We start from the raw sequence: 11,017 nt of genomic DNA on the forward strand, positions 1-11,017 counted from the left end.
TTCGGCGAGCGGTTCATCAGGGCCATGGCGGCGTAATGTTCAACCGCCCGCCCGCACACGAAAATCCTGACAGTCCCATGTAATGCCAGTTGATCGCGGCCTCGCTGCACCAAGCCAGCACCGCGTTGCAGGTCAGCTCGGTGCCATTGTCGCTGACGATCATGCCCGGCTTGCCGCGATGCCTGATCAGCTCTGTCAGTTCCCGAACCACCCGGCGACCGGAGATCGAGGTGTCGGGCACCCCGGCCAGGCACTCCCGCGTTACGTCGTCGACAATGTTCAGCACGCGGAACCGGCGCCCGGATGCCATCTGGTCGTGGACGAAGTCCAGGCTCCAGCGCTGGTTGGGAAGCGCCCGCACCGGTGGCGCCGCCCTGGCACCCACGGCGCGCCGGCGTGCCCGGCGCTTGCGCACCGTCAGCCCTTCCTCGGTGTAGAGGCGCTGGGTCTTCTTGCGGTTCACCAGCACACCGTCCCGGCGCAGCAGGATATGCAGCCGGCGATAGCCGAACCGGCGGCGCTCGGCCGCCAATGCGCGCAGCCGTTCCCGCAGATCGGCATAATCGGGCCGCTTCGAGCGATAACGCACGCTCTTGCGATCAGCCCCAACAACCTGGCACGCCCGCCGCTCGCTCATCCCCAGGCCGGCCTGAAGATGGGCAACAGCTTCCCGCATCGCGGCAGGCGTCACCATTTTTTTGACAGAAGATCCTTCAGAGCTGCGTTGTCGAGCATCGTGTCCGCCAGCAACCGCTTGAGCTTGGTGTTCTCCTCCTCCAGCGCCCGCAACCGCTTCGCCTCGGAGACCTCCAGACCACCATACTTGGCTTTCCAGTTGTAGATCGTCGCTTCCGAAACACCGTGCCGACGGGCAAGTTCGGCCGTCTTCGCGCCAGCCCCGGCCTCCTTCAAAATCCCGATGATCTGCTCTTCAGTAAACCTCGTTCGCTTCATCGTCCGTCCTCTCCAAGGGCCGGACTCTAATCCATCGTGGAGGAAAATCAGGGGGTCACGTCAGGCGCATCTTGCGCAGCTCGGACGGCCCAAGGCCGCCATACAGCTGCTTCCAGCGGTAATAGGTGGCCTCAGATATCCCCATCTTCCGGCAAACCTCGGCGACCGGCGTGCCCACCTCCGCCTGGCGAAGGGCAAATGCGATCTGCTCGCCCGTGAACTTCGACTTCTTCATTGGCAAAACCTTCCGCTCAATCAGCTTCGATCTTGCCAGATTCCTCTCATTCAAACCGGATACAGCTTGCGGGACAGGGTCAAATTTTGCGGGACTGGGTCACCGGCGTCTTCTATAGTCAAATGCGTTTGCCGCAACAGCACATACGCTTAAGAGCAGCTAGGCCTATGGGCTCAACGAACTCAAGGTATTTGCCGATACGCCTGTATCAGGCACGATCCCTGACCTCGCTAGTTGGGCATTGATGCTGCTGGGCTTCCGCGCCATTGGGGTGGCCATGCGGCGGGGCAAGGTGGTCGCGGCCTGAGGCCGTGCCATTGCAACATCGGTGATTGGCGGCTGCTGCGATAAGTGGCACGTTTATACCGATGTTTCTGTTGATTGCCTTCGCCGCTGCGGCACTCGCTGCTGAACCCAGTTCGACCTGCCTGATTGTCGGCCGGCAACTGGATCACAAGATTGTAGACGAACAGACGATCCTGGTCCGCGCCGGTGGGCGCTGGCATCGCGCCGTGCTGCCGGATGGCTGCCCCGGCCTGGTGCCGAACCGCAGTCTGGTGCGCCGTGAGGCAAGCCCGCGGCTGTGCGCCAATGATCTGTTTGAAGTGCGGGACAATTTCACGCCCGAAGTGTTCAGCCTGTGCCGCTTTGGCCGGTTCGAGGCGCTCCCCAAAGGCACAAGGCCCTGAAGATTCGCGTTGATCAATTGCTGGTTGCGCGCGGGCTGGCGGAATCGCGCGCCCGCGCCCAGGCGCTGGTGATGGCCGGGCTGGTGTTTTCGGACACCCGCAAGATCGCGAAATCCGGCGACACACTGGCGGAGAATGCGCCATTGGAGGTGCGCGGCCGGGATCATCCCTGGGTGTCACGCGGCGGTATCAAGCTCGATCATGGCCTGACGCACTTCGGCTGGGATGTCGCCGGCGCGGTCGCCATCGATGTCGGCAGTTCCACCGGCGGCTTCACCGATGTGTTGCTGACGCGCGGCGCCACCAGGGTTTATGCCGTCGATTCGGGCACCAACCAGCTGGCGTGGAAGCTGCGCCAGGATGCGCGGGTGGTGGTGCTGGAACAATTGTCTGCCCGGCTGCTGACGGCCGACCATATCCCGGAGCCGGTCGATGTGATCGTCTGTGACGCCAGCTTCATCAGCCTGATGAAGGTGATGCCCGTGCCCATGGGCTTTGCCGCGCCCACCGCTCGCCTGCTGGCGCTGATCAAGCCACAGTTCGAGGCCGGGCGCGAGGATGTCGGCAAGGGCGGCGTCGTGCGCGACCCGGCGGTGCATGATCGCGTGTGTGCCGAAGTGTCGGCATGGCTGACCGGTGCGGGCTGGACGGTGCAGGGTATCACCCGCAGCCCGATCACCGGGCCGGAAGGCAATGTCGAATTCCTGATCGCAGCACAGCGGGGGGGAGGGGGTTAGCGCCCTTTGCCCTTCGTCGGCGCATGGAAATCTGGCGGCTTGCCGGCCACCCACGCCACGAACTGCGCCAGCCCCTCATCGGCCAGCAGTGCCGCCTTGTCGGCCCCGATGCGCGCCAACTGCCCGTTGGCAAAGCGGCTGTGGATAGCCTGGTGGCAAATCGGGTGCAGCGGCACCGTGGCGCGTCCACCCCGCACCCGCGGCACCGGGTGGTGCAGCTCCACCTTCGCGCCCAGCGGCCGGTCACACAACCAGCACCGGGCAATCACTGCGTCATCATCGGCCATGACACGGGATAGCGCACCTGCGACCAAGCGGCTACACCAACGGTGATGAGTACCGAGTCCCTTGCCCCGCCGCCAGAGTCCCTGGAACAACGCTGGTTCGCCACCGGCAGCTTCGCGCGGGCGGCGCTGGTGGTGGTGCCGGCCATCCTGTTCGCTGGCGGCATCGCGGCGCGGGTGTCGGGATCGACGGAAACCAACCCCTGGTATCAATCACTGATCCTGCCGGTGTTTCAGCCGCCTGGGCCATTGTTCGGTATCGCCTGGGCCATTCTCTACACGCTGATCGGCTTTGCCTTCGCGCTGGTGTGGGGCACCCGCGATGCGCCGGGCAAGCGGCTGGCGCTGGGCCTGTTCGTGCTGGGCTTCGCGATCAATCTCACCTGGTCGCCATTGTTCTTCCGCTTTCACATGATCTCGGCGGCGTTGGCGGTGCTGGTGGCAATGCTGGTGGTGGCGCTGCTCACCACCTGGGCCTTTTATCGCGTCAATCGGCTGGCGGCCTGGCTGATGCTGCCTTATGTGGCATGGCTATGCTTTGCCGGTGTGCTCAACACCCGGATCCTGATGCTCAATCCCATGGCCGATGCCATGCAGATGGGGATTTGAAATATGCAGAACGACAACAAGATCTTTGAAGACCTGTCCAAGGTCGCCACCGCCGCGATGGGCACACTGGCCGGGGCCAGCCGCGAATTTTCGGATGTCGCCCGCGAACGCATGAAGGAGTTCGTTGGTGCTGGCGAGATCAGCCGTGACGAATTCGATGCGGTGAAGGCGATGGCCGTCGCCGCGCGTGAAGCCGTGGTGCAGTTGCAGGCCGAGGTGGCGTCGCTGAAGGCCGAACTGGCCAAAACGCCGGAAACGCCCGCCGCCGGCACATCTGGTGGCCCCGCCGCCTGATATCCACAAGAGATTGGGGCCTTGCCCCTTGCCGAATCGGCTGGCCTTGCCCAGCCTGCCCGCAATGCTGTAGGGGAGGGGCGAGATGAGCTTTTCCGAAGTTGAATTTGTCGCCGTTGATTCGGCTCCGATCGATCTGCTCGAACAATTGTTCGACGCCAACGGCTGGGCCTCCGAACGTGTGGCTGACGAGGAAATCGTCACCAGCATCAAGGGTGGCTGGACCAATTATCAGCTGCGCGCGCTGTGGCGCGGTGAAGACCGTGTGCTGCAGATCATTGCCCAGTCCGATCTGCTTGCCGGTCCCGAACAGCGTGCGGCCGCCTATGAGATGCTCGGCCTGATCAACGAGCAATTGTGGATGGGCCATTTCGAGCTCTGGTCGGCCGATGGCAGCATATTGTTCCGTCACGCCACCTTGCTGGCCGACGATGATGCCGCCGACGGTGGCGATCTGTCGGCGGCGCAGGCCGAAATCCTCACCGAAGCGGCGGTCGAGGAATATGAACGTTACTATCCGGTGTTTCAGCTGGTTTTGCTGGCCGGCAAGACCCCGGCCGAGGCGCTTGCGGCCGCATTGATCGAAACCGCCGGCGAGGCTTGATCGCCTGACCGCACTGCTGGGGGCTGCACCATGGACGGCGATAGTGATTCCCAGATCGGGTGGCCGATCTGGTTGATCGGTTGCGGCAACATGGGCGGTGCGCTGCTGCGGCGCTGGCTCGATGAGGGCCTGGGCCCGGTGGCGGTCATCGATCCTGCCGCGCGCAGCCTGCCCGATGGCGTCACCGCCTCACCGCGCCCGCCCGCGACGGGCAAACCCGATATCGTCGTGCTCGCGGTCAAGCCGCAGGCCTGGCAATCGGCGGTGCTGCCGTTGGCCGGGCGGCTGGGGCCGCTCACTCTGGTGATTTCGGTGATGGCCGGCGTGTCGACCGCCGATCTGGCGCGGCTGTTTCCCGGCGCCGGCATCGTGCGCGCCATGCCCAATACGCCGGCTGCGGTCGGGCAGGGGGTGACCGCGCTGTTCACCCGCGATGGTGATATCGTGCAGGGCGCCGCCGAAGCCCTGTTCCGCCCGGTCGGCCCGACAGTGTGGCTGAGCGATGAAGCACAATTCGATACAGTGACCGCCCTGTCTGGCTCCGGCCCGGCCTATGTCTTTCATTTCATGGAAGCGCTGGCAGCGGCCGGTGTCGCGGCGGGGTTGGAACCTGGCATGGCATCCGCATTGGCCCGGCAGACGGTGATCGGTGCGGCGGCGCTGGCGGTGCACGATGGCGCCACGCCGGCGGCGACTTTGCGCGAACGGGTGACGTCACCCGGCGGCACGACCGCAGCTGGTCTGGGGGTGCTGATCCCCGGCCTGGCGCCGTTGTTGGAGCAAGTCGTGGCCGCCGCGGCTGCACGGTCACGCGAACTGGGTTGAGCCTAGCCCTGCAACGCCTCGACTTGCGGACGGTCGATCGGCGGGACCAGCCCCATCAGCACCGCCCAGAACCCCGTCACCGCCTGCTGCCCGGCCTCGCCATAGGCGCGCGCCATGCTGCGCTCCAGCTCGGTGAACAGCCGTGCCTCCAGTGCCGCGCCGGCCGACGTCAGCAGCAGCAGCCGCTGGCGCCGATCATTGCTGCCGATGCGTTGTTCGACCAGTTCACGGCCGTTCAGATCGGTCAGCACCCGGCCAAGCGACTGCTTGGTAATGCCCAGCAGGCCCAGCAATTCGCCGACCGACAGGCCGGGCCGCCGCGCGATGAAATAGAGCGCGCGGTGGTGCGCACGGCCCAACCCCTGCGCCTCCAGGATCGCATCGGCGCCGCGGATCATCGCGCTGTACCCGAAATACAGCAGCTCGATGCCGCGCCTGATCTCATCCTCGCGCAGGTACAGCGGCGAGGCGGGCGTCACCTTCAGCGGCGGCGCAGCAGCGCCGGCAATATGGGGCACGCGATTTGGGACAGTCATGTTGACATATCTGGCACAATGGCTATGCCAAGACAAGCGATCAACGCAAGAACATGCCGCATTCGGGCGCTCAGCCGTTTGTTTGTTGCACGATTCAGGTAATTTCGCCGCAGATTGTTACCAACTTTCGCAAAGGGTGCCCCATGATCGACGCCACTTTCGACGACCGCGACGGCTTCATCTGGTTCGATGGCGCCCTGAAGCCCTGGCGCGAGGCCAATGTGCACATCCTTACCCACGGCCTGCACTATGCCAGCTCGGTCTTCGAAGGTGCTCGCGCCTATGGCGGCCATATCTATGCGCTGTCGGCCCATTCGCAGCGGCTGATCGATTCGGCGCGCATCATGGGCTTTGCACTGCCCTACACCGTTGAAGAAATTGACGAAGCCTGCCGGCAGGCGCTGGCGGCCAACAATCTCACCGATGGCTATGTGCGCCCGGTGGCCTGGCGCGGCAGCGAGCAGATGGGCGTGTCCGCGCAGAAAACCAAGCCGCACCTGGCCGTGGCCTGCTGGGAATGGGGCGCCTATTTCGGGCCCGAAGCGCTGAAGAAGGGCCTGCGCCTCAACATCGCGCCCTGGCGGCGGCCGGCGCCCTACACGGCCCCGGTGCGCGCCAAGGCTGCCGGCCTGTACATGATCTGCACCCTGTCCAAGCACGCCGCCGAAGACGCCGGCTATAATGACGCGTTGATGCTGGATTGGCGCGGCCAGGTTGCCGAAGCCACCGGCGCCAACATCTTCTTCTTCAAGGACGGCGCGCTGCACACGCCGACGCCCGATTGTTTCCTGGATGGCATCACCCGCCGCAGCCTGATCGCCCTGGCCCAGCGCCGCGGGATCAAGGTGATCGAACGCGCCATCTGGCCCGAAGAACTCGCCAGCTTCCAGGAGGCGTTCCTCACCGGCTCCGCCGCCGAAGTGACGCCGCTCGCCGAAATCGGGCCCTATAGCTTCCAGGTCGGCGATGCGACCCTGCAACTGGCGCAGGATTATTCCGATCTGGTGCACGGCCGCATCACGGGTGTTGCGCCAGTGCCGTCCACTCAAGCCTGAAGCGTCGCCAGAAACGCATCCACCTTGGCGAAATGCTCCGGCCAATCGGGCGCGCGGAATGTCTTCAGCCGGGCCATCTGCGCCGCCCGCGCCGGACTGTCCGGCGCGGCATAGGCCATGATCGCCGCGTGCCAGCCATCCACATCGTCGGGCGGCAACAGATCGGGCACACCCTGGCCGATCTCGCGGAACACCGCCAGATCGCTGGCGATCACTGGCACCCTGGCATCCAGCGCCTCCACCAGCGGCAGCCCATAGCCTTCGGCAAAGCTGGGGAACAACAGCGCCCGGGCGCTGGCCAGGCGGCGGGCGATATCGGCATCATCAAGAGCGCCCGTCTCCTCGGCCCGGCCGAGATAATCCACGGCGGCCAGGCGCGCCAGCACATCATCGCAGGCCCACCCCCGCCGGCCGATGATCACCAATTTGGGCGCCGCCTTGCCGTGCACCTGCACCAGCCGTTCCCACACCGCCAGCAGCAGCAGGTGGTTCTTGCGGCCCTCTATGGTGCCCAGGATGATGAATTCGTCACTGGGCGGCGGGCGCTGCCCCGGCATCGATAGATGCGGCGTGCCCGGCCACACCGGCACCGACGGCGGCACCGGGCTGCCAATGCTGGCGGCATAGGCCTGCAGCCTGTCCAGCGTGTCCTGGCTGTTGCCGATCACGGCGCGCGCGATGCGCAGCAGCGTTTTCACCCGCACCTCATGCCGCGCCTTTTCGCCTTCACGGCAATGTTCGGGATGGGTAATCGGAATGATGTCGTGCAGCATCAGGATTGGCTGGATATCGGCTTTACGCACCCAGTTCGCCAGACCCGGCAGGTTGAGGCCTGTGTGGCCGACGTTCAGCCACAACCGCCCGCGGCCCGGCTGTGGGCGCAGCATTTGGCCCAGATTGCGCCCAGCCCAGCGAACGAATCCGCGGCGAAAGCCGGCCCGGTCACCATCGGCGGACAGCAGATCGAACAGCGATTGCGATGCCGCCATCGGCAGGATGTGCCAACCCCGCTTGTGGAGCAGCACCGCTTGCGAACCCGGGCCATAATGATCGTGCCAGGCGAGGCAAATTCGATCGATGCCGGTGGGCCGCACGCCCGCCCAGCGCCGCCAGACCATGCGGGAAACATCCAGCAGATAGGGAGCATCATCACCGCGCATCAAAAGCGTGTGCCATCGCTTGCATTCATATCGCTGCCGTCGCCGATTGCTGCGATCGAAGCAACCCCATGGCAAGCGGGCCACGCGTCGGGATGTCGCTGCCCACCGAACCTGGGACGATGAATTCAGCCGTTCCCTGTCGGCCGACACGACCGGCGGGGCGTCTGTTTGCACGCGCCGCTGTGGCAAAGATGAGTGCGGCTGGCAGGCGCAACAGCTTGCCGCTGGACTGCCGATTCCTACTGGCGTCGCTGACAATCGCCGGGCATAGGGGCGCTATGACCCCCATCCAAAAATGGACTACCAAGGCCAAACGCAACCCATGGTTTCTGGCCGGCGTTGTGCTGCCTGTGCTGGTAAGCGCGCTATACTTCTTCTTGATTGCCGCCGATCAATATGTGTCGGAGTCGCGGTTTGTCATCAAGTCGCCGAACCAGCGCGGCGGCCAAGTTTCCACCTTTGCGAATCTTATTCAAACCACCGGCTTGTCCGGTGGGCAGGAACAGGCCGAACAGGTTATCGATTACGTACGATCGCGTTCCGCGTTACAAACCTTGAACAGCAAGATCCCGGTAAAGGCGGTATACGCCCGCCCCGGTGTCGATTTCCTGTCCAGGTTTCCGGCGCCGTGGGACGAGGACGCCTTCGAAGACCTGTATGATTATTACAAAGCCAAGGCCCAGATTTCCCGCGACAATGAAACCGGGCTCATTGTCCTGCGCACCCTTGCCTTCACCGCAAAGGATGCGCGCGATATCAATGAACAGCTGCTCAGTCAGAGCGAGGCGCTGGTCAATGAGTTGAACGAGCGGGCGCGCCGCCGCCAGATTACCGAGGCTGAAAGCCGGGTGGTCGAGGCAGAGGAGCGCGTGACGGCCGCTCGCCGCAAGCTGGCCGGCTATCGTAACCAGTCGCAGCTGGTCGATCCGCTGAAGCAGGCGACCGGTGTGGTGGCGATTGCCGATCGCCTGATCACCGAACGCGCGGTTCTGGAGGCCCAGCTCGACACGCTGCGTCGGCTGACGCCCGACAATCCGTCCATACCCGCATTGCGCCAGCGGATCGCCTCGCTCGATCAGGAAATCAACCTCCAAACCGCCCGCATTGTCGGCGGGACCAGCTCGATCAGCGGCAAGCTGCCCGGCTTCGAAGCGCTGGCGCTAGAACAGGAATTTGCTTCCCAGATGTTGACGCTCACCCGCAGTTCGCTGGAACAGGCGCGCACCGATGCGGTGAAACAACAATTCTACCTGGAGCGCGTGGTCAATCCCAACGAGCCCGACCTGCCCGAGTATCCGCACGCCTTTCGCAACGTGCTGACTATCCTCGGCTTTGCATTGTGCCTTTATTTCATCATCTGGATGTTCGTGGTCGGCATTCTTGAACACGCGCCGGAGGATTGAAGGATGCCTTCGCTGCGCAAGGGTTGGAACATCCAGACCCGCGTCATCGGCGCCCTGATGCTGCGCGAGCTGACCACGCGCTATGGCCGGGAGAATATCGGCTTTCTGTGGATCATCGTCGAGCCCTTGCTGTTCGCACTTCTCGTCGGCCTGCTCTGGCGGGTCATGAAGGGGCCGATCGAGTACGGCGTCGATATCGTGGTGTTTGTGGTCAGCGGGTATATCCCGCTGGTCTTCTTTCGCAGTTCGCTGTCCCGATCGGTCAACAGTTTCACCGCCAACGGCAGCCTCATGTATCACCGTCAGATCAAGATTCTCGATCTTATCCTGGTGCGCTTCTTCATCGAATTGATCGGGCACATGATGGCTTATCTCTTCGTCGCACTGGTGCTCGGCGCCTTCGGCATGTTCCCGGTGCCTTACGACATCGGGTTCCTGCTGCTGGGATGGGGATATTATGCCCTTTTCACCTTTGCCATCTGCCTGGTCGTTGCGCCCCTGAGCGAGACCAACGAAATCCTGGAAAAGTTCATTCCCGTCACGGCTTATCTGATGGTGCCATTTTCCGGTGCCTTCTTCATTGTCAGCGCCCTGTCCAAGGAAGCTGCCCAGATCGTGCTCTATTCGCCGCCGGTGCACGGCATGGAGATGATGCGCTACGGCTTGTTCGGCCCGTCGGTCGACCCTCAGTACGACTTCATCTATCCCCTGCAGTTCTCCCTACCCTGCATGGTGCTGGGCCTGCTGCTGTGCCGTGTGATCCGCAAGCGGTTGGTGGTGGAATGATCGCCTGCGAGAATGTCCGCAAAAGCTATCCCGCCGGGCACGGTCGGCGCGAGATATTGAAGGGCATCAATCTCACCATTAACAGGGGGGAGCGCGTGGGCCTGCTCGGCCGCAACGGCGCTGGCAAGACCACGCTGATCAAGCAGATCGGCGGCGTGGAACTTCCTGACAGCGGTCGCATCATCCGCCAGATGACCAACAGCTGGCCGCTCGGTTTTGGTGGCGGTTTCCAGGGCAGCCTCACCGGTTACGACAACGCTCGCTTCATTGCCCGCATCTATGGCAGTTCCTATGGCGAGATGCGTGATTTCGTCGAGGATTTTACCGAGCTGGGCAGTTCGCTGAAGATGCCGGTGAAAACCTACTCATCGGGCATGCGCGCGCGATTGGCCTTTGCCTTGTCGCTGGCCATTGAATTCGATTGCTATCTGATCGACGAGGTGATCCTGGTTGGTGACAAGGATTTCCAGCGCAAATGCCATCACGAACTGTTCGAAAAGCGGGCCGACCGCGCCATGGTCATTGCCAGCCACAGCATGGACACCATCCGGCAATATAGTTCCCGCGCTGTCATTCTGCACGGCGGGGAGGTAACTTGTTTCGACGACATGGAAGAGGCGGTGCGGGCATACGAAAACCTGTAAGCCGGGGGAGAGTTGGCGCGCAAGCGGTTATCGGCGCGTCGCGCCGTGGTTGCTGGGTGAACTGACCTGGTGCAATCGCTGGCGATGCAAGAACGCCAGGATTAATGTGCAGCCTTGGCAATGTCCTTCGTAAGCGGTGTGCCGGGGCCCTTCAGGGCTTGAAGTTCCACGGCATGAGTTGAGCGAGCTCCTGGCTGGAGTG

At 63.6% G+C, this 11,017-nt stretch carries 13 protein-coding genes and 2 pseudogenes; 10 read left to right on the top strand and 5 right to left on the bottom strand.

Annotated elements, in window-relative coordinates; translation table 11 throughout:
* Nucleotides 1-76: 76 nt before the first annotated feature.
* Together ACTIEZ_RS15235 and ACTIEZ_RS15240 are read right to left on the bottom strand one after the other, a co-directional pair.
* Nucleotides 77-954, bottom strand: a pseudogene (locus ACTIEZ_RS15235) (IS3 family transposase); the annotation flags it as partial.
* Between the two features lie 64 nt (nt 955-1,018).
* Nucleotides 1,019-1,189 (bottom strand): annotated as a pseudogene (locus ACTIEZ_RS15240) (transposase); the annotation flags it as partial.
* Between the two features lie 368 nt (nt 1,190-1,557).
* On the opposite strand from ACTIEZ_RS15240, the gene ACTIEZ_RS15245 reads away from it, so the two are divergent.
* On the top strand, nt 1,558-1,878 hold the full coding sequence (locus tag ACTIEZ_RS15245; RefSeq protein WP_439547541.1) for a hypothetical protein: 321 nt from the start codon (nt 1,558-1,560) through the stop codon (nt 1,876-1,878).
* Entirely contained in the window at nt 1,875-2,615 is a 741-nt protein-coding gene (locus tag ACTIEZ_RS15250) for a TlyA family RNA methyltransferase (RefSeq protein ID WP_439547553.1), read from the top strand. Before ACTIEZ_RS15245 ends, ACTIEZ_RS15250 begins: the two co-directional genes overlap by 4 nt.
* Here ACTIEZ_RS15250 and ACTIEZ_RS15255 read toward each other — a convergent pair.
* A complete protein-coding gene (locus tag ACTIEZ_RS15255; RefSeq protein ID WP_439547542.1) occupies nt 2,612-2,902 on the bottom strand; it encodes an HNH endonuclease in 291 nt (96 codons plus the stop codon). The genes ACTIEZ_RS15250 and ACTIEZ_RS15255 overlap by 4 nt on opposite strands.
* 45 nt (nt 2,903-2,947) lie before the next feature.
* Between ACTIEZ_RS15255 and ACTIEZ_RS15260 the strand changes: the two genes are divergently transcribed.
* The 4 genes from ACTIEZ_RS15260 to proC all read left to right on the top strand — a co-directional run bounded on the left by ACTIEZ_RS15260 (nt 2,948) and on the right by proC (nt 5,231).
* On the top strand, nt 2,948-3,508 hold the full coding sequence (locus tag ACTIEZ_RS15260) for a TspO/MBR family protein (RefSeq protein WP_439547543.1): 561 nt from the start codon (nt 2,948-2,950) through the stop codon (nt 3,506-3,508).
* 3 nt (nt 3,509-3,511) lie between these two features.
* A complete protein-coding gene (locus ACTIEZ_RS15265) occupies nt 3,512-3,802 on the top strand; it encodes an accessory factor UbiK family protein (RefSeq protein WP_439547544.1) in 291 nt (96 codons plus the stop codon).
* A gap of 85 nt (nt 3,803-3,887) precedes the next feature.
* Nucleotides 3,888-4,406: a YbjN domain-containing protein gene (locus ACTIEZ_RS15270; RefSeq protein ID WP_439547545.1), complete on the top strand. Its 519-nt coding sequence runs from the start codon at nt 3,888-3,890 to the stop codon at nt 4,404-4,406.
* A gap of 30 nt (nt 4,407-4,436) precedes the next feature.
* On the top strand, nt 4,437-5,231 hold the full coding sequence (proC, locus tag ACTIEZ_RS15275) for a pyrroline-5-carboxylate reductase (protein ID WP_439547546.1): 795 nt from the start codon (nt 4,437-4,439) through the stop codon (nt 5,229-5,231).
* A 2-nt stretch (nt 5,232-5,233) separates the two neighbouring features.
* On the opposite strand, the gene ACTIEZ_RS15280 is transcribed toward proC, so the two are convergent.
* On the bottom strand, nt 5,234-5,767 hold the full coding sequence (locus tag ACTIEZ_RS15280; RefSeq protein WP_439547547.1) for a MarR family winged helix-turn-helix transcriptional regulator: 534 nt from the start codon (nt 5,765-5,767) through the stop codon (nt 5,234-5,236).
* 143 nt (nt 5,768-5,910) lie between these two features.
* Here ACTIEZ_RS15280 and ACTIEZ_RS15285 point away from each other — a divergent pair, with 143 nt between their 5' ends.
* Nucleotides 5,911-6,822 carry a branched-chain amino acid aminotransferase gene (locus ACTIEZ_RS15285; protein ID WP_439547548.1) on the top strand — a complete coding sequence of 304 codons (912 nt, stop codon included), beginning with the start codon at nt 5,911-5,913 and terminating at the stop codon, nt 6,820-6,822.
* On the opposite strand, the gene ACTIEZ_RS15290 is transcribed toward ACTIEZ_RS15285, so the two are convergent.
* The gene (locus tag ACTIEZ_RS15290) at nt 6,813-7,982 is read right to left on the bottom strand and encodes a glycosyltransferase family 4 protein (protein ID WP_439547549.1); all 1,170 of its coding nucleotides are present in this window, start codon (nt 7,980-7,982) and stop codon (nt 6,813-6,815) included. The genes ACTIEZ_RS15285 and ACTIEZ_RS15290 overlap by 10 nt on opposite strands.
* A 278-nt stretch (nt 7,983-8,260) precedes the next feature.
* Here ACTIEZ_RS15290 and ACTIEZ_RS15295 point away from each other — a divergent pair, with 278 nt between their 5' ends.
* The 3 genes from ACTIEZ_RS15295 to ACTIEZ_RS15305 are packed head-to-tail and all read left to right on the top strand — an operon-like array spanning nt 8,261 to nt 10,815.
* Complete coding sequence (locus tag ACTIEZ_RS15295) at nt 8,261-9,385, top strand: capsule biosynthesis protein (RefSeq protein ID WP_439547550.1); 1,125 nt, start codon at nt 8,261-8,263, stop codon at nt 9,383-9,385.
* A 3-nt stretch (nt 9,386-9,388) separates the two neighbouring features.
* Nucleotides 9,389-10,171 carry an ABC transporter permease gene (locus tag ACTIEZ_RS15300; protein WP_439547551.1) on the top strand — a complete coding sequence of 261 codons (783 nt, stop codon included), beginning with the start codon at nt 9,389-9,391 and terminating at the stop codon, nt 10,169-10,171.
* Nucleotides 10,168-10,815, top strand: coding sequence for an ABC transporter ATP-binding protein (locus ACTIEZ_RS15305; protein ID WP_439547552.1), 648 nt, complete (start codon nt 10,168-10,170; stop codon nt 10,813-10,815). Before ACTIEZ_RS15300 ends, ACTIEZ_RS15305 begins: the two co-directional genes overlap by 4 nt.
* Nucleotides 10,816-11,017 lie beyond the last annotated feature (202 nt).

This window comes from Sandarakinorhabdus sp. (assembly GCF_051860625.1).
Classification (GTDB): Bacteria; Pseudomonadota; Alphaproteobacteria; order Sphingomonadales; family Sphingomonadaceae; genus Sandarakinorhabdus.